This is a genomic window from Methylobacterium sp. OAE515 (genome assembly GCF_041806315.1).
Taxonomy (GTDB): domain Bacteria; phylum Pseudomonadota; class Alphaproteobacteria; order Rhizobiales; family Beijerinckiaceae; genus Methylobacterium; species Methylobacterium tardum.
Map to the genome: position 1 here is coordinate 4352947 of NZ_JBGMUV010000001.1, position 23726 is coordinate 4376672.

The 23726-nt window shown below is 70.2% G+C and carries 22 protein-coding genes; 12 read left to right on the forward strand and 10 right to left on the reverse strand.

Features of this window, described 5'->3' with window-relative positions:
- Positions 1–243: 243 nt before the first annotated feature.
- The 3 genes from ABIE45_RS21175 to ABIE45_RS21185 form a co-directional block, all read right to left on the reverse strand.
- Positions 244–2685, reverse strand: a complete 2442-nt coding sequence (locus ABIE45_RS21175; protein WP_373622895.1) for a glycosyltransferase — start codon at positions 2683–2685, stop codon at positions 244–246.
- A 43-nt stretch (positions 2686–2728) separates the two neighbouring features.
- Complete coding sequence (locus ABIE45_RS21180; RefSeq protein ID WP_373622516.1) at positions 2729–4180, reverse strand: hypothetical protein; 1452 nt, start codon at positions 4178–4180, stop codon at positions 2729–2731.
- Positions 4181–4486: 306 nt separating this feature from the next.
- A complete protein-coding gene (locus ABIE45_RS21185) occupies positions 4487–5089 on the reverse strand; it encodes an acyltransferase (RefSeq protein WP_192708489.1) in 603 nt (200 codons plus the stop codon).
- A gap of 351 nt (positions 5090–5440) precedes the next feature.
- On the opposite strand from ABIE45_RS21185, the gene ABIE45_RS21190 reads away from it, so the two are divergent.
- Positions 5441–5977 carry a hypothetical protein gene (locus tag ABIE45_RS21190; RefSeq protein WP_192708465.1) on the forward strand — a complete coding sequence of 179 codons (537 nt, stop codon included), beginning with the start codon at positions 5441–5443 and terminating at the stop codon, positions 5975–5977.
- Positions 5978–6013: 36 nt separating this feature from the next.
- Here ABIE45_RS21190 and ABIE45_RS21195 read toward each other — a convergent pair whose 3' ends face one another.
- On the reverse strand, positions 6014–7447 hold the full coding sequence (locus ABIE45_RS21195; RefSeq protein ID WP_192708464.1) for a MaoC/PaaZ C-terminal domain-containing protein: 1434 nt from the start codon (positions 7445–7447) through the stop codon (positions 6014–6016).
- Positions 7448–7655: 208 nt separating this feature from the next.
- Between ABIE45_RS21195 and ABIE45_RS21200 the strand changes: the two genes are divergently transcribed.
- From ABIE45_RS21200 to ABIE45_RS21225, 6 genes are read left to right on the forward strand one after another with little or no spacing between them, the layout of a single operon-like run.
- On the forward strand, positions 7656–9263 hold the full coding sequence (locus ABIE45_RS21200) for an HAD-IIIC family phosphatase (protein ID WP_192708463.1): 1608 nt from the start codon (positions 7656–7658) through the stop codon (positions 9261–9263).
- The gene (locus ABIE45_RS21205; RefSeq protein ID WP_192708491.1) at positions 9229–9540 is read left to right on the forward strand and encodes a hypothetical protein; all 312 of its coding nucleotides are present in this window, start codon (positions 9229–9231) and stop codon (positions 9538–9540) included. Before ABIE45_RS21200 ends, ABIE45_RS21205 begins: the two co-directional genes overlap by 35 nt.
- On the forward strand, positions 9533–10570 hold the full coding sequence (locus ABIE45_RS21210) for a ketoacyl-ACP synthase III (RefSeq protein ID WP_192708462.1): 1038 nt from the start codon (positions 9533–9535) through the stop codon (positions 10568–10570). Before ABIE45_RS21205 ends, ABIE45_RS21210 begins: the two co-directional genes overlap by 8 nt.
- Entirely contained in the window at positions 10570–10797 is a 228-nt protein-coding gene (locus ABIE45_RS21215; RefSeq protein ID WP_192708461.1) for a hypothetical protein, read from the forward strand. The genes ABIE45_RS21210 and ABIE45_RS21215 overlap by 1 nt, the downstream gene beginning before the upstream one ends.
- A gap of 10 nt (positions 10798–10807) precedes the next feature.
- Positions 10808–11530: an SDR family oxidoreductase gene (locus ABIE45_RS21220; protein WP_192708460.1), complete on the forward strand. Its 723-nt coding sequence runs from the start codon at positions 10808–10810 to the stop codon at positions 11528–11530.
- 13 nt (positions 11531–11543) lie between these two features.
- Positions 11544–12203, forward strand: coding sequence for an acetyltransferase (locus tag ABIE45_RS21225; protein WP_192708459.1), 660 nt, complete (start codon positions 11544–11546; stop codon positions 12201–12203).
- 902 nt (positions 12204–13105) lie between these two features.
- Here the strand turns inward: ABIE45_RS21225 and ABIE45_RS21230 are convergent.
- Positions 13106–13372, reverse strand: a complete 267-nt coding sequence (locus ABIE45_RS21230; RefSeq protein WP_192708458.1) for a hypothetical protein — start codon at positions 13370–13372, stop codon at positions 13106–13108.
- Between the two features lie 252 nt (positions 13373–13624).
- Between ABIE45_RS21230 and ABIE45_RS21235 the strand changes: the two genes are divergently transcribed.
- From ABIE45_RS21235 to ABIE45_RS21255, 5 genes are all read left to right on the forward strand, one after another.
- Positions 13625–13915, forward strand: coding sequence for a hypothetical protein (locus ABIE45_RS21235; RefSeq protein WP_192708457.1), 291 nt, complete (start codon positions 13625–13627; stop codon positions 13913–13915).
- A 226-nt stretch (positions 13916–14141) separates the two neighbouring features.
- The gene (locus ABIE45_RS21240) at positions 14142–15569 is read left to right on the forward strand and encodes a phosphomannomutase (protein WP_192708456.1); all 1428 of its coding nucleotides are present in this window, start codon (positions 14142–14144) and stop codon (positions 15567–15569) included.
- 219 nt (positions 15570–15788) lie between these two features.
- A complete protein-coding gene (locus ABIE45_RS21245; protein ID WP_192708455.1) occupies positions 15789–16124 on the forward strand; it encodes a hypothetical protein in 336 nt (111 codons plus the stop codon).
- A gap of 60 nt (positions 16125–16184) precedes the next feature.
- Positions 16185–16937, forward strand: coding sequence for an FkbM family methyltransferase (locus ABIE45_RS21250; RefSeq protein WP_192708454.1), 753 nt, complete (start codon positions 16185–16187; stop codon positions 16935–16937).
- 50 nt (positions 16938–16987) lie between these two features.
- Positions 16988–17284: a hypothetical protein gene (locus tag ABIE45_RS21255; RefSeq protein ID WP_373622517.1), complete on the forward strand. Its 297-nt coding sequence runs from the start codon at positions 16988–16990 to the stop codon at positions 17282–17284.
- 183 nt (positions 17285–17467) lie between these two features.
- Here ABIE45_RS21255 and ABIE45_RS21260 read toward each other — a convergent pair whose 3' ends face one another.
- The 5 genes from ABIE45_RS21260 to rpsI form a co-directional block, all read right to left on the reverse strand.
- On the reverse strand, positions 17468–19108 hold the full coding sequence (locus ABIE45_RS21260; protein ID WP_373622518.1) for a GDSL-type esterase/lipase family protein: 1641 nt from the start codon (positions 19106–19108) through the stop codon (positions 17468–17470).
- 34 nt (positions 19109–19142) lie between these two features.
- Positions 19143–20387 (reverse strand): hypothetical protein, encoded by a 1245-nt coding sequence (locus ABIE45_RS21265; protein WP_192708451.1) that lies wholly within the window; start codon positions 20385–20387, stop codon positions 19143–19145.
- A 76-nt stretch (positions 20388–20463) separates the two neighbouring features.
- Positions 20464–21846 carry a coagulation factor 5 8 type domain-containing protein gene (locus tag ABIE45_RS21270; RefSeq protein ID WP_192708450.1) on the reverse strand — a complete coding sequence of 461 codons (1383 nt, stop codon included), beginning with the start codon at positions 21844–21846 and terminating at the stop codon, positions 20464–20466.
- A gap of 265 nt (positions 21847–22111) precedes the next feature.
- Complete coding sequence (gene argC / locus ABIE45_RS21275; protein ID WP_192708449.1) at positions 22112–23062, reverse strand: N-acetyl-gamma-glutamyl-phosphate reductase; 951 nt, start codon at positions 23060–23062, stop codon at positions 22112–22114.
- A 176-nt stretch (positions 23063–23238) separates the two neighbouring features.
- Complete coding sequence (gene rpsI / locus ABIE45_RS21280) at positions 23239–23724, reverse strand: 30S ribosomal protein S9 (protein ID WP_192708448.1); 486 nt, start codon at positions 23722–23724, stop codon at positions 23239–23241.
- Positions 23725–23726: the final 2 nt, after the last annotated feature.

Sequence of the window (23726 nt, forward strand, 5' to 3'; positions counted from 1 at the left end):
TGGGCCACGCGGCGTATCACACCAAGGCGGGGCTGAGCACCCGGGGCCCTGGCTCAGACGGATGGTCCAGGGATCAGCTGGCGAGACGAAACTTCGGATGACTTGCGCCGAGGACTTGGACGCGCCGGCAAGAGCGCGTCCGGCCCGGACAGGGTGCACGATCCGCCGCCATATCGTGAGGCACGGCCTGCAGCCGGGAACGAACCGAAGCGTGGCGGCCCAATGTGCCGCCGGAGAGCGGAATCAGGGCCTGAGACCGTAATAGTCGCGCATGAGGCTCCGGTAGGCGGCGGCCTGGATCGGGCCGGAGAGCCGCCCGGTTTCCGAGATGTCGATGGCCAGCAGCCGGTCGTTGCAGGCGGCCGGATCGGTGACCAGAGCGTAGGGCAGGCGGTGGCCGTTCGGGTAGAGGGAGAGCCGCTCGCCCTGGGCGCCGAGGTCGAAGGCCACCACCGGCAGGCCAGTGCGCAGAGCCAGCGTCAGCGTGTACGCGTACGTCTCCGGCCAGATCGACGGAAGCAGGATCAGGTCGGCTGAAATCTGGTTCACGAGGTCGAGGAACTCGTCGTCGTCCCAGTGGCGGTCGGTCTGGGCGATCTGGAGGGCCGCGCGTGCCGGCCGGTCGAGGGTCGTGTCGTCGGTGGAGTAGCATCCCGTCTCGGTGACGCCCGCGCGTTCCAGGCCGCCCGTGAGCGCCGGGTCGGAGAAGCCCACGATCGAGAACCGCAGCGGCAGATCCCGCTTGCGCGCATCCGTTGCCAGTGCCTGCAGCAGGAGCCCGCCTTCGGGCAGGCTGATCGCCCCCAGCACCGCGACCCGCCGGACGCGCCCGGGCCGCTGCAGGGTAGTGTCGCGCACGGCGCGCTCCGGCTCCAGATGCGGCCGCACCGTGATCGCCAGGTCCGGGTACACCCCCCGGATCCGCGCCGCCGTGTCGGCGGACGGCGCAAACACCCGCGCCGCCCCGGCCAGGAACGCCCCGAACGCCGCCCGCCGCTCACCCGGATCCGGCTCCTCGAACCCCTCCGCATCCGCCGCCAGGCACGCCCGGCATTCGGCGACCGGCGCCAGGCCGCAATAGCGCCCGTCCGGCTGCACCAGGTGGTTGCGGTGGCAGACCGGCGAGTAGTCGTGCAGCGTCCAGGCATAGGGACGCCCCGAGCTCGCCACCAGCTCCATCAGCGCGCCCGCCGCCGCCCAGCGCAGCCCCGCCAGCGAGTGCACGTGGATCAGGACCGGCGCCAGCGCCGCGATGAAGCCCGACAGCGTCTCGGCGTCGCGCGGCAGGTACAGGCTGCCGAGGTTGGGCAGGTACAGGAACTCGGCGCCCCGGTAGGCGACCTGGACCTCGAGGTTGCGGGTCCGGTCGATCTGCAGCAGCACCACCGACAGGCCCTCGGCCCGGGCCTTTGCGATCATGTCGTCGATGTGCCGCTGGATGCCCCCGCCCCAGCTGTGGGTCACGTACAGCAGCGCCCGGCCGGCGCAGTGCCGGGCCAGCCGGGCCAGGTCGAGGCGCGCCCGCCCGCCCCGGCCCGGATCGGCCTGGACGAACTGCCCGACGCGCGCCGGGTAGTCGGGGTGCTTGGACAGCAGCGCCGCCTGGCCCTGGTCGTACTCGCCGCCCTCATCCAGCCCGAACGAGATCTGGCCGGCATGGTAGACGTAGACGTCCTCGGCGAGCAGATTGACGAAGCCGGCCTTGGTGGCGCGCAGGCACCAGTCGTTCTCCTCGCCGTAGCCCTTGCCGAAGGCCTCGGCGTCGAGGGGGCCGACGGCGTCGAGCGCTTCGGCGGTCATGTACATGCAGAAGCCGACGCCGGTGGGCACGGGCACGGCGCGGCCGCGATTGATCCGGGCGGCCAAGCGGTCGAGATCGGGCCGGTCGATCTCCAGCGGCATGGTGTTGTTGGCGCTGAAGCGCGGGTAGGAGCAGATCGTGGCGTTGTTGGACAGCGGCGTGACGCTGCCCACGCGCGGGCGGGCGGCGCCTGCGGGTTCCGCATCGGGCTCGGCCTCGGGTTCGGCATGGGCGACGAGGCGGTCGAGCCAGTCGCCGAAGACCTGGGCGTCGGAGTTGAGCAGGACGACGGCGCGGCCCTGGCGGAGGCTGAGGGCGCGGTTGACCGAGCGGACGAAGCCGAGGTTCTGCTCGTTCTCGACGAGGTGGAACAGGCCCCTGCGGGCGAGGTCGGCCAGCTCGGCGGTGAGCTGCGGGTCGGGGGAGCGGTCGTTGACGGCCAGCAGGGTGAAGGGGGTTGTCTGCGGGGCCGACAGGCAGGCGTGGATGGCGCGCAGGGTCTCGCCGCGTCCCTTGTAGACGGGGACGATGACGACGACGCGGGCCTGAGCGATGGGCAGGGCTTGCGGCAGGCCGTCCCAGTCCTGGGCTGCGGGGGCGGTCATGGGCGGGGCGGTGCCCAGATCCTCGGGCGCGGCCAGCAGCCCGGCCGCCCGCCCGGTCCGGATGTAGTGCAGGAACGGCGACTCCCCCGGGCCAAACAGGTGCCCGTAGGCCCGGCGGTAGAACCGGGTCACGAAGGCCTTGCTGGGATCGCGATCCTCTTCCTGTCCGTGCGACAGGAAGTGCATGGCGGGACCGTTCTCGAACCCGCGCGTGTCGGGGTAGCGCTTCAGGTACCAGGGGGCGTCGAAATAGGGCTCGATCAGCCGCGCCTGCTCCATCAGCTCCGCATCTTCTTCAGGCGGCGGGCTGCCGTAGCGCGGATCAAAGGCGGGATCCGTGAGGTCGACGCCGCGAAGCAGCGCCGTGGCGAGGAAGTGGACAAAGGGGGCGAGACCCGTCGCCTCGACGTGGGGGTGATGCGCCCGGTAGGCCCAGCCGTTGAAGTCGGGCCGTGGGTTTCGGCCCCTGCGCCAGCCGGTGTCGCAGTAGTCGCGCACCGCGTCGGCCTCCGCGGGCAGCCCGTAGCGCGCTCGGTAGAAGCCGTGGTCGAAATGCCCCGCCACCAGCCGCGCCTGCAGCTCCAGCAGCGCCCCACGCGCCACCGGCTCGGCCCCGATCGCCCCCAGCCAGCCGGTGTCCTCGACGGGCGCCCGCGGCCGGACGCAACCCGCACACCCGCAGCAGCGCCGCCAGCGTCGAGCGCCCCGGCCCCGGATCGCGCAGCTCCCGCCAGCCCAGACCGGCAAAGTGCAGGTACGGCTCACGCCCGCCCACATCCGGGTAGGTCGCCCGGTACCAGGCCTCATCCACCGCCGGCACGTTCAGCCGCTCCGGCTCGGCAAACGGCGCGCGCCCGGACAGACGCGTCTCGGCCACGTAGCGGAAGAACGGGTCGTCCGCGACCGCCCGGCTGCCGGCGCGCGCCTGCACGAAGCCGGCCGGGTCGAAGTCCGGACGCGGGCTGACGAGCGCCCGCCAGCCGCCCTCGACATAGGCGCGCAGCAGCTCCGCGTCCGTGGCGCCGGCCCAGGCCTCCGCCTGCGCGGCGCTCAGCCGCCGCCGGTAGTGGGCGGCGTCGAAGTAGGGCGCGAGCGTCGCGACCCGCAGCGCCAGCGCCTCGGCCGGCTCCGGCCGGGCGGCTCCGCCGTGCAGGACGTAGTGCACCAGCGGGTTCTGGGTGGCGTAGGTGATCCCGCGGGTCAGGCAGTAGGCCAGGGTGTCGAAGCGCGGCGACGGCTCGCGGCCCTCGCGCCAGCCCGAGGCCATGTAGTGGTCGACCGGATCGACGCCGGCGGCCGCGAGGTCGGGGTTGCCGGCGAGGTAGAACGGCCCGTCGACGAGGCGGCGGGCGAGGCGCTCGGCCCGGGCGGTGTCGGGCTTCGGCAGGGCCGCGCCCGTGTCGGCGCCGCCCGTCCGTCCGGACCGGCGCCTGTGCGTCGAGAGGGCGTGCAGGAACGGGTTGATGCCGGCTTTGGCGAGATGGGGCCGGGCGGCGAGGTAGGCGGCGGAGGAGAAGTCGGGCCGCGGGTCGCGGCCCTCGCGCCAGCCTTGGACGAGGTAGTCGCGCACCGGATCGGCCGTGATCCCGTACCAGCTCGCGTAGAAGCCCGCATCGAAAGACGGTGCCAGCGCCGCGATCTGCGCCTCCGCGGTGGCGAGGTCGTTCGCGGCCGGGAGGCCGCCGCGCGCTGCGAGCCGGACCAGCGGGTTGCTGCTCGCGCGGACGGAGCCCATGCCGGCCCAGCGGAGGTACAGTCCGTAGAGCGTCCTCAAAGCACCGCTCTCGGCTCATCGGCCGATGCGCCCGGCATCGGGATCCACGGCGCTCCGTCGATCATCGTGCCGCCATCGACCGATGCCGCACGATCGGTCCGTGCCGACGCGCGGCTCGCGCTGGCGGATCGATCGGGACCTGAAGCTCGGATGAGCATGTGTTCGCGCAGGCTGGATTGAAGGCCGGGCGCCGCGTCGGCCCGGGAGGCGCAGCGGCGGCCCACCGCCCTATCGGAACGCGCGCGCGGGGTAAACAACGCTGGTTTCGCCGACCGGGAGCACGGAGTTCCGCGCGCGGGGACGTGCTCAGATGAGGTCCGAGCGCCAAGTCACGTTCTCCCGCACGATACGCGCGGGATTTCCTGCGGCCACGCAATGGGGCGGCACGATTCCCGTCACGACCGCATGGGCGCCGACGATCGCGTTGTCGCCGATGACGGAGCCCTTGAGGAGCGTGGCCTGGTTGGCGATCCAGACGTGATGGCCGACGCGGACAGGCTTGGCGGGGTTCAGCCGCGCGCCGGTATCCAGCCCGACGACGGAGTGGAAGTCGCTCGTCGTCATCCACACGCCGGAAGCGATCGAGCAGTTCGTCCCGATCTCGATCGTTTTCGCCTCGATGAGGTTGAGGTGGACCAAGCCGGTGAAGCCCGTCCGGTCGCCGATGCTGAGCGCCGAGCCCGGACCGATATAGATGTTGGCCATCGAGAGACGGACATCCTCCCCGACATCGAACCGGCAATTCGATTCGATGACGATGTGCATATCCTTGTCCGAAACGCAGCCTCTTCCGATGCGGACGTAATTGTTGCTGCCGTTTATGTATATCTTTCCGGCCTGGTTTTGCTGGTCGCGGACATCGATATCGATGACGTTATTTTCGCCTTTATCGAAGATGTTCAGCGACATACTGTTCTCTGTGGGGTTGACGTCTGCGTCCCCGCCCGATGCGGTCTGTGCCGGCGGCCGGAGGGCCGCGCTTCGAGGCCGGGGAAGTGGCCCCGTCTTCTGCCGTGGCAGCCACGGGATCGGAGCGCTGTGATCGGAACCGTTGCCGGACGACGCTACGCGAGTGCGTTCGAATTCGGTAGAGGCGTTTCCGGATGTCTCTAGGCCATGTAGCGCCGGCGTCACAACTCGCGCTGACACCCACCGATCCTGCCTCCCGACAGAGTGGCAACAGGTCTGCCGCGTGTTGACGTCCGAAGGGGCCTATGACGTATGGCCGGCCTTGAGCGATCTTGATGATGAGGCCATCCCGTGGCTGAAGACAACACGCTGACAAAGGCTCTGGTCGACGTCAGGGCGCGCCGCGCGGCCCTGCAGAGCGATTACGATCGGATCGCGGCGGAGTTGACGAAGCTCCGCGCGGCAGAGGCCGCGCTGACCTCGATCGTGGAGGGCGTTCCGCTCGAGGAGACGGGGCATCCGCGTTCCTCGGAGGCCCCGCGGGCAACCGCCGGTGATCGCGCTGCGCCACAGCAGGGCGGACGGCGCGGCGCCCGCGGTCCGCGGGCGAACTCGGCCAAGGGCCGGTTGAAGGGGCTGCTCGGCAGTGCGGGTCCGCAGGGCCTGTCGCATGCCGAGATCGCCGAACGGCTCCCCGACGTCGCACCCAACACCCTCAACACCTATCTGAGCATGATGGTGACGGGCGGCGAAGCGGTCCGGAACGGCGACTTCTTCACCGCCGCACCGGGCTCGGACCGGGAACCCGAAGAGGCCGTGGGCGAGGCTGGTCCGGCCGAGGACAGGTCTGCCGAGGACGAGCCTCACAGCGACGCCGCGGCCGAGTGAGCGGGGCCGCTCGTCCCGGGGCGGTTGGCGTGCGGGTCAGACCGTCGCCGACATCTGCCGGATGATCGGCAGCATCAGCGCGCCGGGGGAAGCGGCCGGGACGGGGAAGATCGTGGCCGTCTGATCCGTCCGCACCCGCGGCAGGCGCTCGATCACGGTCCGCAGGTTCGGGATCGTCCGCGCCATCGTCGCGGCGAGGGTTTCGCCGGCACTCTTCGCCATGACGTATTCGAGCGTGTCGCGGGGCGGCTCGTCGATGGCGGTGGTCGAGGGATAGAAGGCCGACACCGCATCCCGGCGTCCGAGGCAGAACAGGCTCAACTCGTAGAAGGCGTAATTGTAGACGCGCATCATCTCCTCGAAGCAGGGCGGCTCGAACGGCGCGCGCTTCTGGCGGAAGATGCGGGGCGTCGCGAAATGGTAGAGCTGGGACGGGCGCATCGCCAGCGCATCGAGCTGCGCGGCGACCGGACCCGCGGCGTCGTAGCGGAGCACCTGGCAGCGGCCGCCGCCGTCCCGGATCTCCCGGGCGACCGCCTCCGCCTCGTCGACGCCCGACGCGTAGGTGATGCAGACCGCACCGCCCCCCGCGGCGATCAGCTTGGCCGTCGCCGCGCCCAGGCCCCGCGAACCGCCGATGACGAGGGCGGACACGTCGGAGAACGCGCCCGGCTGCACCAGCGCGGCGATCTCCTGGAGGCTCTCCTGCTCGACCGGGCGCGGATGGACGAAGGCTTCGACCCGCGCGGTGAGGCCCGGCCCCTTCGCCTCGAGGGTTACCGATTGCAGCATCGGCTGGAACCGCTTGACCGCGTAGGCAAGGCGCGATCCGTGCACCGCGTCGGTGACCGTCACGTCGATCTTCGAGAGGATCGAATGCAGCCCGGGCACGAACATCCCGACGAGGGTCGAGAGGCCACCCAGCCCCGCGACGCGGGCGGGGCCGATCGCCTGCGCGAGCCGCGGCGCCAGCGCGGCGATTGCCGCAGGATCGGGAAGCCGGAACGTGCCCGCCAGACTGGCGATCGTCGCCGGATCGATCACGTCCGGCGCGTCCGGGATCTCGGTCGGTGCCGCGTCGACCGTCTCGGCCAGCGCCCGCTCGGCCGCGAATGTCCCCTGGATCGTGACCGTACGGACCCCGTCCACCGACACCGACAGGCGCATCTGCCGCGCATCCGCGTCGTGGACCGTGACCTCGGCCCGATCTCCGACCAGCACGAAGCGCTCGAACCGCATCTGCAGCGTCGCGAGCCGCGCGAGCGGCTGCTTGTCCGCACAGGCATCGAGGGCCCAGAGGGCGGCATGAACGCCGTGAACGGCCCTGTCGCCGGCGAGCGTCCGGCGGGCCACGCGCGCATCCATGTGCATCGGGTTCACGTCGCCGGTGGCCCGCGCGAAGGCGATCTGATGCGCCTCGGTCCAGACCCGCGTCATTGCGGGGGGATCGTCCGACCCGGGTCCGTTCATCGGGAAGCTCCTCATCCGCGGCCTCGGCCCCGACGGGGCCGCGACCGAGCGCCCGCGTGCAGCACGGAGGCACCGGCGCGAACCGCTTCGCCCCTTGCTTTATGACAGGGGATCTCGCAAGAGGGCGGCACGCGCACGCACGGAAAGGGGCCGGTCAACCGCCGGAGGGCAGGCATCCACCGGGACGCCGCAGGAACCGGTATCGAGGATGACCACGGCTCGCGCCCTGTCGATCGGCTTCGTCGGAAACGTCGTCACCAACCCGTTCGGGAAAGTGTCCGGCCGCCTCGCGGACCTCGCGGACGCGAGCTGCGAACACTTCCCCATCGGGCAGATCGAGCAGGTCCTGGCGGGGCCGGCCTCCGTCGACGTCCTGATCGTGCATCTCGACCATCGCTGGTTCTTCGACGTCGCCCCGGATGCCGGCGCGGTCGCCCGCGCGCGGGCTCTCGCCGAGCTGGTCTCGGCCCGGCTCGGGCGCGGCCCCGGCACCGTCATCCTCAACACGGTGCCGTTCGTGCCGGTCTCGTCGGTGGAGAGCGATCTCCACGATCAGCTCGAAGCCCTGGCCCGGGTGAACGCGGTGCTGTTCGACCTCGCCCGGTCGCAGGAACGGGTCAGCGTCGTCGACGCGGCCGGCGCCCTCGCGATCCTCGGCTTCGCCAACGCGTTCCGCGAGCGGAACCGCCTCCTCTACCAGATGCCCTACGCCCCGGCCGCCGTGGACGCGCTGGTCGAGCGCTACGCGGACGCCGTCGCGGTCCGGCTGCGGGCGCGTCGGAAGGTCGTGGTGGTCGACGCCGACAACACGCTCTGGGGCGGTGTCGTGGGTGAGGACGGCGTGGAGAACCTCGAGGTCGACACCGACTATCCGGGGATCGTCCACACGCAGCTCCAGCGCCAGCTGCTGCGCCTGAAGAGCCTGGGCATCCTGCTCTGTGCGGTGACCAAGAACAACGACGAGGATTTCCGCTCGGTCTTCGCGCAGCGCGCGATGCCGCTGCGCCTCGACGATTTCGTGGCCTACCGCAGCAACTGGTCGGAGAAGAGCGACAACATCCGCGAACTCGCCGAGACACTCAATCTCGGCCTCGACAGCTTCATCTTCCTCGACGACAACCCCTTCGAAATCGAGGAGGTCCGGGCGCGGCTGCCCGGCGTCGAGTGCCACCTGTTCGACCGGACGCGTCCGGAGCTGGCCCTCGCGCTCCTCGACGGGATCGCGTCCCTGCGAGCCCGGAACGTCACCGCCGAGGATCTGGCCAAGACCGAGCAGTACCGGGGCGAGGCGCAGCGGCAGGAGCTGCAGCGCTCGGCCGCCTCGATGGAGGATTACCTCGCTTCTCTCGACATCCGCGTGCACATGGCCCGCAACAATCCGGGCTCGTTACGGCGGGTCACGCAGCTGATCAACAAGACCAACCAGTTCAATCTCACCACGCGCCGCTACACCGAGGACGAGGTCGCCTCCGCGATGCGGGAGGGCAGCGTCTACGCGGCCCGGGTGGTCGACCGGTTCGGCGACATGGGTGTCGTCGGGGTCGCGATCGTCCGGGACGGCGCGCTCGAGACCTTCCTGATGAGCTGCCGGGCGCTGGGGCGCCGCATTGAGAGCCAAGTCCTGCGCTACATCTGCCAGCAGGAGGCCGATCCGGCGCTGCGGGCCCACTACCGCCCGAGCCCGAAGAACCGCATGGTCGAGACCTTCCTGGACGAGAACGGGTTCGCGCTCATCGGCTCTGGCCCCGAGGGCAAGGACTATCGACTGACCCGAGGACCGGATGACACCGCCTACATCCACATCGTCGCGGAGTGAGAGCGCCGCCGCCGCGGCCCGCGCCACCCTGGTTCGCCTCGTCGACACCTGGGGCCGCCCGGAGCTGGGCGCGCTCGGGCCCGAGGACGACCTGTTCGACAAGATCGATTCCTTCGCGGTGGTCGAGTTGCTGCTCGAGACCGAGTCCGAGGTCGAGAAGGCCGTGGGCCGCTACGTTCCGCTGGCCGATGAGAGCATCCTCGACAGCACGCGCTCGCCGCTGCGCCGGATCCAGAGCTGGTTCGACTACGTGGCGGAAGCCGTGAACCGTGGCTGAGCTCCGGTTCCGGAACGCGGGCCTCGCCGGCCTCGTTACCACGGTCGGCGGCCGGGCGCTGGCCTTCGACGCGGAGGCGGCGGATCTCGGGATGGCGCCGGACGAGGCCGAGCGGCTCAAGCGCGCCATGGGGTTCACCACGCGCCACGTCGTCGTGCGCGATACCACCACGACGGCCGACCTCTGCCAGCATTCCGCCCGGCACCTCCTCGACGGGCTCGGCCTGCGGCCGGAGGATCTCGACGGGCTGATCCTGGTCACCCAGACGCCGGATTACAGCTCACCTTCGACGGCGATCGGCCTGCAGCACCGGCTCGGCATGCGCACCGACACGCTCTGCTTCGACATGCGGCTGGGCTGCAGCGGCTTCGTGTACGGCCTCTCGGTCGCCTACAGCCTCGTCGAATCTGGGCTGAAGCGGATCCTGCTCTGCGTCGGCGACGTGGCGAGCCGGATGGTCGCCAAGGACGACCGGGCCATCACCCCCATCATGGGCGATGCCGGCGCCGCCGTGCTGATCGAACGCCGCGCGACCGAGAGCGTGTTCCAGCTCCACAGCGACGGGTCCGGCGAGAAGGCCCTGTTCATCCCGCATAGCGGCCTGCGCGCCGATGCCGAGGACCGCGACAAGCCCGCCTCCATGCAGATGGACGGCGCGCAGGTGTTCAACTTCACGCTGAAGCGCGTGCCGTCCCTGATCACCGACATCCTGGCGGCCGCCGACCTGCGGCCGGAGGAGCCGGATTTCTACGTCCTGCACCAGCCGAACAAGTACATCCTGAAGAACCTGCAGCGGCGCCTGGGCCTCGACGACGGCAAGCTTCCCTCAGGCACGCAATCCGTCTACGGGAACCAGAACTCGGCCTCGATCCCAGGCACGATCTCGGGGTTCCTGGCGGAGGATTTCTCACACCGGCCCTTGCGCGCGGTGCTGGCCGGATTCGGCGTGGGGCTGAGCTGGGGTGCGTGCGCGATCACCACCGACCGGATCTACGCACCGCCCGTCCTGAAGTTCGAGGAGACCGCGTGATGACCGAGGCTGGGTTCCTGGACGAGCTCGGCGCGATCCTGGATCGGCCGGGGCCGCTCGCGCGCGGCCAGAAGCTCGGCGAGATCGAGACCTTCGACTCCCTCGGCATCCTCAACATCATGGCGCTGTTCGACACGCTGGGTCTGGAGGTCGAGCCGTCGCGGATCGCGGAGGCCGCGACCACCGACGATCTCCTCGGCATCGCCGGCACGAAACTGCAAGCCTGAGGCCGGGACCATGGCGGAGGCCGAGGGGCACATCCTCGTCGTCGGAGCGAGCAGCGGCATCGGACGGGCCGTGGCCGAGCGGTACGCCAAGCAGGGGGCGGTCACCGCCCTCGCCCGTCGGACGGACCGCTTGGCCGAACTCGCGGCGGCCGGGATCGCCACCATCGCGGCGGACGTGACCGATCTCGCGGCGATCGGCGGCGTGCTGCAGGCGGCCGTCGCCGAGCGTGGCCCGCTCACGGGCCTCGTCTACTGCGCCGGAGTGCAGATCATCAAGCCGATGCGCAGTCTCGGCGTGGACGAGGTCGAGCGGCTCTACAAGACGAACCTCATCGCCCCGACCCTGTTCGCCTCCGCCTTCGGCAGCGCCCGGATCTCGACCCGCGACGCCGTGTTCTGCGCCGTGTCGTCGGTGGCCGCCCAGCGCCCGGAGCCGGCCATCGTCCCCTATTCCGCCTCGAAGGCGGGGCTCGACGCGCTGATCCGGGGCCTCGCCCGCGAACTCGCCCCCCGGCGGGCGGTCGCCGTCGCGCCGGGCTGGCTCGACACCGAGATGACCCAGGCCCATGCCCGCATGTACGGCGCGGAGTTCAAGGAGGCGCTGGAGAAGCGCAGCCCCGCGGGCGCCGCGACCGTCGAGTCGGTGGTCGAAGCCATCGCGTTCCTGATGTCGCCGCAGGCCCGGCACGTGACCGGCGAGATCCTGCGGGTCGACGGCGGGGCGACGCTGTGACGGACAGAGTCCGGTGACGCGCGCGACCAAGCGCTTGGCCCTGATCGGCGGCGGCGGCTTCTCCAAGGAGATCGCCGAAGTCGCGCAGATGCGCGGCTATACGGTGGAGGCGACCTACTCGAGCCAGCCGACCGCCCAGGTCGGATCCTATCGGGGCTACCTCGACGAGCTGCTGGCCGATCGCGCGGAGTTCGACGGTGTGGCCCTCGCGGTGGGCGGCGTGAGCCGGACCGCGATCCAGGCGCGCGCCGAGATCATCGCCTGGCTCGACCGGCATGCGCTCCCCTGCCCGCCCCTGGTGTCGCCGCATGCGATCGTCAGCCAGGGCGTCGCGCTCGGCGCGGGTGCGTTCGTCGCGCATGGGGTGATCGTCAACGTCGATGCCCGGTTGGGCCGGTTCTGCGTCGTCAACACCGGCGCGATCATCGGCCACGACGCGGCGATCGGCGACAACACGACGATCTCGCCCGCGGCCTTCATCGGCGGCCGCTGCGCGATCGGTGCGGACAGCCTGGTCGGTCCCCTGGCCAAAGTCCTCCAGGGTCTGAAGATCGGCGCGCGGGCCATGATCGGCATGGGCTGCACGGTGCTGCGCACCCTGCCCGACGATGCCGCGGTCTGGCCCCGGCCCGACAACCCGGTCGCCGCAGCGGATCGGCGCTCCGTTGATTGAACCCGGCTGATCGGCCTGGCGGCGCTCCGGCGCGCTCCCGGTTGCGCAGGACTGGACAGAGCCGGGACGACTTGCGGGGTCGCTTGCGGTCGGAATGAAAGCCGTGGTTCGGCTGACGCTGGGCCCGGTCTCAACGACGGTGCGCGCGGAGGGTGTGTTCGAGCCTTCGGGCCGGATGTGCTATCAGCCCCTATCGCCCAATGCGGGCAGCCGGGCTGGTCACCATGCGCTCACTGATGCTCGCCGTCTCCCTGCTGCTGCTACCAGCCCCTGCGTCAGCCCTCTGCCGCTGCACGTGCGTCCAGGGCACGATGAGACCGATCTGCCAGCCGACCGACGTGATGATACCGATCTGTCAGGGTCTGTGTGAGACCGAGATTCGGCCCGATCGCGTTGTCATTCCCCTCGCTGGCGGCAGGCCGGCCTCTGAACCGATCCAGCCGTCCAATCCAGCCCCTGGCGGCCTCGTCGCCCCAGAATTGAGCCTGGACACCAACCCGAACGGGACGCAGCTCGGAACACCGAGCCAGCTCTCGGGCAGCGTCGGATCGAGCCTTTCGGACCGGTAGCCGGTCCTGATCGATCCGGACGCACGCCTCTAGAGCTGCCCCGATCAGGCAACCGCGCAGGCGGCAGCCAGAAACCCGGCCCTCGGCCGGTCGCGGAGGCCACCACCGAAGCCGTCTTGAAGCCGCGACGACCAGGCCGTTTCCGTGTCCAATCTCCTCGTCCTGCGGTGCCCGCGTCAGCGGGCCTCGAAGGATGGCTTCAGGGATCGCCCGGCTGGCTGGGGCCTCTCTTCGAGGCGGCTTAGCCGCACTCAAGATGAGGACGAGGGTGGGATGATCCAACACCACGCCGGCGCCCCGTCGTCGACCGGCTCAACGGGGCCGGGAACAGCTCTAGCGCCCCGCGGGGCCCGGCCGGCCACCGACAGGGCCGATTGCGTTGGGGCCGGTGTTCGGGGCCGGCGTCGCGGCCTCGTTCCGCTGGATGTTCATCCGGAGCGTGTTGCTCTGGGTCGTCTGCTCCTGCTGCAGGGTGCGCATCTGGCTGTTCACGCCCATCGACTGGTTGGCGGCATTGGGATTGTTCTGCTGCACCTGTGCCAGGACGGGGGTGGTGACGGCTGACGACAGGCAGAGGCCAGCCAGGAGAAGCGCGCGCATGAGGAACTCCCGTGGTGAAGTGTCTCGCAGATCCGACACCTGGGGGCCCGCCAAGTTCCATCCGATCTCGCCCGCTCGGTGACCGAGACCGTCTCCAGCGCGGGATCGACGCGCGGGCATCAAGCGCCGCGCCGGATGCCAGCACCCCCCAGGATCCGATAGGTTAGCCGAGTCTTGCTTTGCGCCTGTCGTCTTCACCTGTTGTTAACAGGTCCGGGCGAGGCTGCCGGCAGTGGGGTGAAGAGGCGCGACATGCGGGCACTGGCGGCGGCGGACGAGCAAGCGGTCGAGCGGTTGACGCTCCGGCTTCTTCACGACGCCTATTGCGACCTCGCGGCGGTGCTGCGCGGCGCGCAGCCCCAGGCGGCCGCGGCGATCCTCGGCGTGATGGAGCAGCGGGTGACCGACGTCCTCGACCGGATCTGCCGGCAGGGCTTGGAAGGGCCGGCCTCGGTGGCGATCGCGGTCGCGGTCGGCGAGCGGATCGGCGAGATCATGGACCAGGCGCACGGCCGGGACGGTCAGGCGGCGCTCGCGGCTTGAGAGACGCGGCTGAGGGGCAGCCGCAGCCGCTTCAGGATCCGCAACGACACATCCGCGCCCGTCGCACACGGGCGCCGTGCCGCGTCTGAGATCGGCAGGAGAACCCAGCCATCGTCCTGACGGCGTTCGCGTCCGGCGTCGTGTCCGCAGGCCGAGCGTTGTGACGGCGTGCGATTTTGGGCATGGGTCACGCGCATGTCGCAGCGTCAGCATCGGTAGGAATGCCGTGAGCAGTCTGAAATTCGGGACGAGCGGGCTGCGGGGTCTCGTGACGGACCTCGTGGGCAGCCCGTGCTACGCCTATGCGGGCGCTTTCTTCCGATCGGTTCCGGCCGGGAACGGCAGGCGCGAAGTCGTGATCGGGCGGGACCTGCGGGCGAGCAGCCCCGGCCTCGCCGAGACAGTGGCGCATGCGGCTGCGGCAGCCGGCTTCTCGGCGGTCGATTGCGGCGCCCTCCCCACCCCGGCCCTCGCCCTCGAGGCGATGCGGCGCGGCGCCTACGCCGTCATGGTCACCGGCAGCCACATTCCCGAGGACCGCAACGGTCTGAAATTCTACCGCCCCGACGGCGAGATCACGAAAGCCGACGAGGCCGCCATCCTGGCCGCTCTGGGCGATAGCGAAGCGTCCGACGCGACGACGTCCCCCGTCCCGCCCGTGCCGGAGCCCGATGCCATCGCGCGCTATCGCCAGCGCTACCGCGCGGCCTTCGCGCCCCGGATCCTGGAGGGTCTGCGCATCGCGGTGTATCAGCAGAGCTCGGTCGCGCGCGATCTGCTGACGGATTTGCTGGCCGGCTTCGGTGCCAGCGCGACGCCGATCGGCCGGTCCGACACCTTCGTGCCGATCGATACCGAGGCGCACCGTCCCGAGGACGTCGCGTTCATCCGCGGCGTCATGGCGTCCGGCGACTACGACGCGCTGGTGACCACCGACGGTGACGCCGATCGGCCCCTGATGGCGGATGGCACCGGGCAGATCGTGCGGGGCGACGTGCTCGGGCTCATCACGGCCCGCTACCTGGGCGCCGATACGGCCGTGGTGCCGGTGACGGCCTGCTCGGCCCTCGAGCGATCGGGCGGCTTCAAGCAGGTCATCCGCACCAGGGTCGGCTCGCCCTTCGTCATCGCCGGCATGGAGCAGGCGCGACGCGCCGGGGCCCGGGCTGTGATCGGCTTCGAGGCCAACGGCGGCTTCCTGCTGGGGTCAGACGTCCGCGTCGGCGAAAACGTCCTGGGTATCCTGCCGACCCGCGATGCGATGCTGCCGATCCTGGCCTCGCTCGCGGCGGCGCGCGCGGCCGGCCTGTCGCTGGCCGATCTGGTCGCCTCGCTCGATGCGGGCGAGATGGCGAGCGACCGGCTTCCGAACACGCCCGCGGAGCGGAGCAGCGCCTTTCTCGCCCGTCTCGGCGAGGCGGGCTTCCGGGACGATTTCCTCCGGCCGATCGGTGCGCCGCAGGCCATCGATCAGCAGGACGGGATCAGGATCAATCTGGACGGTGGACGGACGATCCACTTCCGCGCCTCGGGCAACGCTCCGGAACTGCGATGCTACGCGGAGGCCAGATCGGCCCGGGACGCCGAGGACCTCGTGCGGTGGGGGCTGAAGGCCGCCGCGTCAGCCATGGCGGACGAGGGGGCTGGGGCTTGACGGCCGGGCGGAACGGTATGATCCGCCACACGCCTCACGCGAGGATCGAACCGGGCCTTCGCGCGCGGTGATGCGCAAAACCGTCTCGACCGCCTGCACAGCGCTGCGGACCGTCGCTATGGTGCCTCGGATCTGGGGCACACCGCGGCGTGCGATCGGCAACGCCGGTCGCCGTCCGTGTCCCGGCCTGATCTCCTTCCGGGCCCTCAAGGCTGCCGTATGACGAAGAACCCCGTCCACGACCTCGACACGCGCTACATCCGTCAGATCCAGCAGCAGCAGATCGCGTTGGCGGTGATCAGGGCTGAGCGGGACGCGGCCCTGCGCGACCGCGACCAGGCCCGCGCGCGGTCCGACGCCATGGCCACGCTGGTCGACGCGCTGCTGGGCAGCCTGCGCCCCTACGGGTTCAGCCGGAAGCTCTTCCTGTCGGCCATCCGAAAGGCGGCGGGCGCCGTCCCCGACCAGGGGCCTGACTCGCTCCAGCACGCCGTTCTGTTCGACGGCTCGAACCGGATCCTGGGCACCCGGCCCCTCGGCCGTGTCCATCCCTGACGCGATCGCACGGCCCCGTCGGTATCGAGCAATGCTAGCCAGAAGGTGCAACCGCGGACCATGAGTGCCGAGCTTCTGACGGTCTTCAACGCGCTGATCCATCTCAGGGACAACCTGAACGAGAAGCCCCACATCCTCCAGTCCGATCTCGAATTCCTGTCGTTCGCCGCGCGGATGGCCCCCTATTCCAACGCGCAGCTGCTGCAGGATCTGTGGGTCCTGTACGAGTTGAAGGAGAAGCGGAACGGCTATTTCGTCGAGTTCGGTGCCTGTGACGGCGTCAGCCTCAGCAACACGCTCCTGCTCGAGAAGACCTTCGGCTGGCAGGGGGCTCTGGCGGAGCCGGCCCGCGCCTGGCACGCGGCGCTGTATCGCAATCGCAACTGCTACATCACCGATCAGTGCGTCTACAAAACCGATGGCATTGAGGTCCTGTTCAACGAGGTCGACATCGGCGAGCTGTCGGGGGTCGAGGATCTCATCACGGGCGATTTCCACGCGGATGCGCGCCAGCAGGGCGTTCAATACGCAGTCAAGACGATCTCGCTCGACCGTTTCCTGTCGGAGGCCCGCGCACCCCGGCAGATCGACTACATGAGCCTCGACGTCGAGGGCGGGGAGTTCGATGTTCTGCAAAGCTTCGATTTCGCGAGCCGCGACATCGCCCTGATCAGCGTCGAGCACAATTTCTCGGACAGCCGCGGGAAGATCTACGATCTTCTGACCGGCCTGGGGTACCGCCGACGGTTCCGGCACCTCTCCCTGTTCGACGATTGGTACGCACGGCCCGATCTCCTCCCGGCGCAGGCGTGACGGAGCGTTCTGCCATGCCGACCCGTAGCGCGAACGAGATCCTCGACTCGATGTTCGACCTGTTCAGGCAGATGGGCAGCGGCATCGCCCTCGATCTGCACTGGCTCGCGATCTCCCGGCGCCTCCAGCAAGTCCGCGCGGAAGCCGTCTGGTCGGCGGACATGGATTTCGTCGCCGTGAAGCTGAAAGCGTACGCCGCGCATTTTGCGGCCACCTATGAGCCCGATCTCGGATCGGAGACGATCAAGGCGGCGAACGCCGCGAAACTCGACCGCGTCGTGGAGCAATACGCGATCCTGCGCGCCCACCTCGAACAGCAGCCCGGCGGGCGCGAGAGGCCGGCGTAGAGCCGCGCGGTCGGCGGAATGTCCGAGCCGGGTCTGCCGACGGCGCAGACCTGCAGGCCGGGCAGGGTTGATGGTGTCCGGCGCGGGACGTCAGAGGCGAACGAGGGAGACCGGCGGCGAAGGGTGCCGCCCGACGCACCCGTCGCCGGAGTGACCCCGCGATGACCCCGGCGGGCTGGAGTCTCAGCGCCGCCGGCTGCCGAGAAGGCGCAGCGCGCGCGCGAAGGGCGTCCGCGGGCGGGCTCGCTCCAGGGCGCCACGGATCTCGGTGGCCAACCGCGCCGCGACGATCTCGCGGGCCGGATCGTCGTAATGGACGATGTCGTAGAAGGTCCCCTCCTCCCGGTCGCGGAAGATGCCGCTGAGGTCCAGCGCCGTGAAGGTGCGCCGGTACGGGCGCCGGGCCGCGAGCTGCGCCGTGAAGGCCTCCAGCTTGGTGTACTGGCGGTCGAGATAGGCCAGGAACGCCCCCGAGGCGACGCCGCGCTCGACCTCGGTGAGGTGGCGCTTGCGCAGGATCGTCGGCTGCAGCACGCTGACGACCGGGACCCGGTGATCGTGCGACAGCTTGGTCAGGCGGTGCGCGGCGCGCTCGTACTGATGCACGACCGCGTCCTCCCAGCCCGGGCTCTGCCAGCCGACCTCCGCGCGCAGCCGCTTCAGCTCCCCGTAGATCAGCGTGATCAGCGCATCGTAGGACAGACCGTCCTCGCGCGCCCGGGGATCGTGCGTGTCGAAGAAATGGTCGTAGAGCCGCTCGGTGATGAAGGCGTTGTAGGGGTAGCCGGGCCGGGGATCGTAGGTCCAGGGCTGGAACAGGTCGGTGCTGCCGCTGACCACGATGAGCGCGTCCGGGCTGTAGTTCACCAGACGCGACCAGATCAGGTGCGTCATCTGCGTGAGGCAGCTCGACATCACCCCGAAATTGTAGACCTTCGCGCCCGCCAGCCCGTCCGCACGCAGGATCCGCTCGATGCGCCCCGGGAGGGTCTTGGCGATGTCGCCGCCGTCGATCGTGGTCGAGTCGCCGACGACCAGGATCCGGGTCTCGCCGGCCGGCTTTCGCTCCACGATCGGCGCCGCGTTCAGGAAGCCGTTGGCGTCGAACGGGACGCCGTAATGGCTGGCCCCCGGCTTGCCGGCGAACTGGATGAACGGGCTCGGATAGCGCGTGTTCGAGTCGAGATAGCCGAAATGATGCAGGAACTTGCGCCGTCGCGCGGCATCCTCGCTCTCCGGCGGGGCCCAGATCTGCTCGACGCCCGGGGCGGTCAGGGCCGCCATCATCGTGGCCCGGAGCGCCGCCTCGCCGGCCGCATTGAGCCGGACGCCGTCGTCGCTGAACGCGGGCCGGAGCGCGCCCGTCTCGGTGGCCAGGACGGGATCGTAGTCGATGAACTGCGCGCCGTAGGCCGGAGCGTGCTCGCGCAGCCACGCATTGACCTGCCCGATGCGCGCGACCGGCAGCCCGGCCGTGGCGGCCGGATCGACCGGCGGGATCGAGCCGACCCAGGTCCGCACATAGAGGTCGCGGGCGTCCTGCAGCATGGTGGCGATGTCGGCCGTGATCTGCTCCAGCGATGACGCGCCGTCGCCGCTGAGGATGTCGTCGCGGCCGGCGATCAGGTGAAGGCCCCGGGCACCGTACAGGGCGATGTCGGAGCGAAGCCGCCGCACCATGTCCCGGGTCGATTGCCCGGCAATCCCGCGCGCGACCGTCTGCGGCCCGGAAAAGAGCTGCGGTGCCCCGGCCGTCAGTCCTGCCGTCACCGAATCGCCGAAGAACAGGATCGGCCCGAACGGGAAGAGCGGCTTGTCTGACATCTCTGCGCTCATGCCGTCGCGCGCTGCCGGGGCCTCAGCGCGCCGCGAAGATCTCGATGCCGTCGAGGTGCAGGTACTGCTCCTCGACGAGATCGATCTTGAGGTAGCGGAACCGCGCGGTGTCGAAGCGCAGATGGAGGGGCAGGCCGGGATGGCAGTGGGCGTCCACGGCGTCGAAGACCAGGCGATAGCTGTCCTCGGTCTCGCCCAGCCAGACGCGCATCAGCTGCGCCCGCTCGCTGAGCTGCCCCCAGCGATTGTAGATCCGGATCTCCGAGACTCGCTCCACCGCACCGAGGTCGAGGACGAACCAGGGGTTCCGCTCCAGCGCCGTGTGGAAGAAGAACGACGGGTCGCCGGTCGTGCGCGCGCCATAGACGCCCGTCGTCCCCGACCAGGGCGACGCGGAGCTCGCCGTCCAGGTCTTGCCTGCGGCGATGTTCTCGGAGGGCCGGGTCGCCACCAGCGTGTCCGTCTCGAGTTCCTCGATCAGGGTCCGGATCTGCTTCGAGGGCTGCCGCAGCGGCGGAATCTCCAGGTCGAGCTTGTAGATCAGGTTCGACAGGATGCTCTGGTCGAAGCGGTGGTCGATGAAGCCGTCGAGATCCGGGAGCCCCATCGCATTCGGCATGTCGGTGACGATCCGCGGGTCGCCCGCGTAGCGCAGCCACTCGGCGACGAGATGGCGGGTGGCGGGGCTGACCATGAAGGCGATCCAGGAAGCCTGGATCTGGTCGGCCTCCCAGTAGCGTTCCGCGTCGCATTCCATCAGCACGAAGCAGTCGCGCTTGGTCCAGACCCGCTGCGGACGGCCGTGAAGCACGCCGACCGCGACCCGCCGCTCGGACCCGGCGAGCCAGGTCAGGAGCGGCGCCACCGGCGGCAGTGGGTCGTCGCCGACCGCCTGCATCCCGGTATCGCTGAAGAGGATGAAGTCGCCGTCGCGGCGCTTCTCCAGCGCCTCGGCGATGACGTAGGGCTTCCAGGCCCAGTTCCCGGCGCCCCGGGACCGGTCGAGAATCTCCCGGTGCTCCCGGTAGAACGGCGTCTCGCGCAGCCGGTCGGGCGACCAGCTCTCGATCGTGTCGAAATCGCCGGTGGCGGCCGCCGCCGCAGCCAGCCGACGCTGGCTCTCCACGTAGTGGTACTTCGCGGCGAAGCTGACCAGGGTGGTGTGGCGCGGTCGCAGCCGGCGCCGCTGCATCATCAGCACCTCGGCCCGGTGCATCGCGAAGGCGTTGACGCGCAGGGCTTCCGTTGACGGGTCAGCGCTGGCCAAGTCTGTCCTCCGGCGGAACGGCTGGGCGCTTGTCACCGGTTTTCCGGTCTTCGGCAAGGTGGGCCGGTCCGGCGGATCAGGCGTCGTCGAAGGCGAGATTCTCGGCCGGGTAATCGAGCATGAGGGCACGCCGCTCGGGCGAGTTGTCCCACTCACCGACCTTCGTGTAGGCGCCGGCCACGTCCACGACCTCGGTGATCTTCCCGATGGTCGAGATGCCCCTGAAATGCTGAGGCCATCCCGAGGCGAAGTAGAACACCTGCTCGACATGGTCGGACAGGTGGCACACGCCCGGCCCGAACGTCCCCAGACCGAAGACCAAGTACCGCGCATTGACGAGCGCCGCGACATCGTCGGCGAGCGTCCCGCTCTGCGTCGTCAGCGGCACGCCGATCTCGGCGATGTAAGCCTCCAGGGCGGGGATCACCGGGTTCAGCCGGTTCTCGAACACCATCTTGATCGACGTGATGCGCTTCTCCGCGAGCAGGCGCTGGATGACGAGCTTGTAGAAGGCGAGCGGCGGCTGCGGGTAGTGCGGCGCGACCCAGGTGCTGAAGATGTCGCCGGATCGGATGTGGATGTGGAGCTCCTCCGCCGGCTTCTCCTCGAAGCGCGTCGGGATGCGGTTGAAGAGGGGACGGATGTAATCCTTGATGATGCGGCGCGTCTCTTTCTGGTCGAGATCGCCCGCGAGCTTCTGGACCCGGACGTCGAAGAACATCCCCGACAGGAAGTAGCCGTCCGGCGGCAGGGGATCGTTGGCCGGTATGAAGGTAATGCCGCCGATCTCGCGGGCCTGCACGAAGTCGAGGACCTCGCTCCTGTCCATGATGGACAGCTTGAGGTACTTGAGCTTGAGCGCGCGGCAGATCCCGATGGCGATCAGGCACTGGATGATGAAGTTCCCGAAGGCTCCGTTCTCGTAGAGATCGACGCCGACGAGGGAGAGGCCCGTCTGGTCCGGATTGCTCCGGAGCCGGTAGGCTCGGTACACGTCGCTGCCCGGCTGCTCGGACACGATGTCGAAATCGGCGTCCAGAAGCTTGCGCAGCACGATCAGGTCGAACGCGGCACGCTCGCACCAGATCTGCACGGCTGGGTCGTCTTGGGTCGCGGGGCTCGGGGTCGAGACGCGGATGTGTCGGGCCCAGGCGGCCTCGCCCGGAGCGATCTGGATCTCGGCTGCGGGCACCGCGTCGTTGGCCGGCGGCACGCGCTCGGGCGGCGACCACGTCGTGCCGTCGTCGGAGAAGGCGACACGGATGTCGGCCGCGCCCGCGTCCCCGGAGGCGCCGATCTGAAGGCTGTGAACGGGAAAGCGCTGGCCGAGGTCGATCGCGATCGCTGTGGCGTCCCCATCGGCTCCGGCCGGTGACGAGCCGTCCGGGCCGACGCGTGTCCACGCGCTGCCCTGCGCGAGATCGACGAAGTCCCGATGATGATCGACGTCCGCACCCATCAAATCGCGCCCGAGCCTTCCCGTCAGGATTTCGTGCCGAGCCCTCCGAAACGCGGGCGGGGTCGTCGGCGTCGCGAGGTGTAGCTGGCCGCAGCCGACTTCTCCACCCGCCTGGGACGACGAGTCCCTACAGGATCAGATCCTCCGATCCGCGCGCATGCGTGGACGGCGTCGGATGTCGACGTGAGGCACCGCGCGGCGGCGGCGGACACGGGATTCGGTCCGCCGCGCGTCGTCTGCTGGGCCACAGTGCGCGGCCTGAGCCTCAGCCGTCGAGCCCGAGCATCAGGCCGAGATTCTGCACCGCCGCCCCGGAGGCGCCCTTGCCGAGATTGTCGAGCCGCGCCACCAGCACCGCCTGCCCGTGCTCGGACGAGCCGAACACCCGCAGCTCCAGCCGGTCGGTGTCGTTGAGATCCTCCGGCTCGATCTTCTCGCGGTGCGCGCCGGTTCCGGCGCCCGGCACCACCTGCACCAGCGGCTGGCCGGCGTACCAGTCGCGCAGGGCGGCCTCCAGATCGGCGGCCGCGGGCCGGCCCGGCAGCGTGTCCAGGTGAAGCGGCACGCTCACCAGCATGCCCTGCCGGAAATTGCCCACGGACGGCACGAAGATCGGCCGCCGGGAGAGACCGCTGTAGAGCTGCAGCTCCGGCAGGTGCTTGTGGGCGAAGCCCAGGCCGTAGAGCTGGAACGGCGGCGCCGTGCCCTGCTCGTAGGCCTCGATCATGCTCTTGCCGCCGCCGCTGTAGCCGCTGACCGCGTTGACGCTGATCGGGTGATCGGCCGGGATCAGGCCGCCTTCCACCAGCGGGCGCAGGAGCGCGACGCCGCCGGTCGGGTAGCAGCCGGGATTGGCCACCCGCCGGGCACGCGCCACGGCCGCCCCCTGCTCGCGGGTCAGCTCCGGGAAGCCGTAGGTCCAGCCGGGGGCGACCCGATGGGCGGTGCTGGCGTCGAGGACGCGCGGCCCGCCGCCGGGCAGGCTGTCGGCGAGCGCCACCGTCTCCTTGGCGGCCTCGTCCGGCAGGCAGAGCACGACGAGGTCGACCTCGGCCAGCAGCGCGCGCTTCGCCTCCGGGTCCTTGCGGTGCTCCGGGGCGATGCTGCGCAGGGCGACCCGCCCGTCGCGCTCCAGGCGCTCGCGGATGCCGAGGCCGGTGGTGCCGGCCTCGCCGTCGATGAACACGGTGGGCTTCGTCGCGCCTTGGCCAGCCATCGTCCGTCTCGCTTTCTCCGAAATGCATGCCGCCCGAGGCGGGCATCGCGGCCGGGGATCAGGTGCGCGCCGTGCGGCAGCCTGTCAACGGCCGAGCCTTGAACCGAGTCCTGAAACGCGAAAGGGCGGCCCCCGCAGGAACCGCCCTCTCCGTGACACCGGTATGACCGGATGTCTTAGCGCTTGGAGAACTGGAAGCTGCGGCGGGCCTTCTTGCGGCCGTACTTCTTACGCTCGACCACGCGGGCGTCGCGGGTGAGGAAGCCCTCACGCTTCAGCGGGCCGCGCAGCTCCGGCTCGTAGTAGGTCAGCGCCTTCGAGAGGCCGTGGCGCACCGCGCCGGCCTGGCCCGAGAGGCCGCCGCCCGCCACCGTGACGGTGATGTCGTACTGGTCGACGCGGCCGGCGATCTCCAGCGGCTGGCGCAGGATCATGCGCAGCACCGGACGGGCGAAGTAGGTCTCCACCGGGCGCTTGTTGACCGTGACCGTGCCCTTGCCGGGCTTGATCCAGACGCGGGCGACCGCGTCCTTGCGCTTGCCGGTGGCGTAGGCACGGCCCTGCGCGTCCAGCTTCTGGACGTGGATGGGGGCCTCGTTGGCGGGGTCGACCGCACCGGTATTCGCCCGGTTGAGGTCGGCGAGGGACTGCAGGGTCGCCATGA

What these genes read in the sequence shown, in the direction of transcription:
- ABIE45_RS21175 (WP_373622895.1), bottom strand. Translation starts at nt 2,685, where the DNA reads ATGGAGCAGGCGCGGCTGATCGAGCCCTATTTCGACGCCCCCTGGTAC.
- ABIE45_RS21185 (WP_192708489.1), bottom strand. Translation starts at nt 5,089, where the DNA reads ATGTCGCTGAACATCTTCGATAAAGGCGAAAATAACGTCATCGATATC.
- ABIE45_RS21195 (WP_192708464.1), bottom strand. Translation starts at nt 7,447, where the DNA reads ATGAACGGACCCGGGTCGGACGATCCCCCCGCAATGACGCGGGTCTGG.
- ABIE45_RS21200 (WP_192708463.1), top strand. Translation starts at nt 7,656, where the DNA reads ATGACCACGGCTCGCGCCCTGTCGATCGGCTTCGTCGGAAACGTCGTC.
- ABIE45_RS21205 (WP_192708491.1), top strand. Translation starts at nt 9,229, where the DNA reads ATGACACCGCCTACATCCACATCGTCGCGGAGTGAGAGCGCCGCCGCC.
- ABIE45_RS21215 (WP_192708461.1), top strand. Translation starts at nt 10,570, where the DNA reads ATGACCGAGGCTGGGTTCCTGGACGAGCTCGGCGCGATCCTGGATCGG.
- ABIE45_RS21220 (WP_192708460.1), top strand. Translation starts at nt 10,808, where the DNA reads ATGGCGGAGGCCGAGGGGCACATCCTCGTCGTCGGAGCGAGCAGCGGC.
- ABIE45_RS21230 (WP_192708458.1), bottom strand. Translation starts at nt 13,372, where the DNA reads ATGCGCGCGCTTCTCCTGGCTGGCCTCTGCCTGTCGTCAGCCGTCACC.
- ABIE45_RS21235 (WP_192708457.1), top strand. Translation starts at nt 13,625, where the DNA reads ATGCGGGCACTGGCGGCGGCGGACGAGCAAGCGGTCGAGCGGTTGACG.
- ABIE45_RS21245 (WP_192708455.1), top strand. Translation starts at nt 15,789, where the DNA reads ATGACGAAGAACCCCGTCCACGACCTCGACACGCGCTACATCCGTCAG.
- ABIE45_RS21250 (WP_192708454.1), top strand. Translation starts at nt 16,185, where the DNA reads ATGAGTGCCGAGCTTCTGACGGTCTTCAACGCGCTGATCCATCTCAGG.
- ABIE45_RS21255 (WP_373622517.1), top strand. Translation starts at nt 16,988, where the DNA reads ATGTTCGACCTGTTCAGGCAGATGGGCAGCGGCATCGCCCTCGATCTG.
- ABIE45_RS21260 (WP_373622518.1), bottom strand. Translation starts at nt 19,108, where the DNA reads ATGTCAGACAAGCCGCTCTTCCCGTTCGGGCCGATCCTGTTCTTCGGC.
- ABIE45_RS21270 (WP_192708450.1), bottom strand. Translation starts at nt 21,846, where the DNA reads ATGGGTGCGGACGTCGATCATCATCGGGACTTCGTCGATCTCGCGCAG.
- argC (WP_192708449.1), bottom strand. Translation starts at nt 23,062, where the DNA reads ATGGCTGGCCAAGGCGCGACGAAGCCCACCGTGTTCATCGACGGCGAG.
- rpsI (WP_192708448.1), bottom strand. Translation starts at nt 23,724, where the DNA reads ATGGCGACCCTGCAGTCCCTCGCCGACCTCAACCGGGCGAATACCGGT.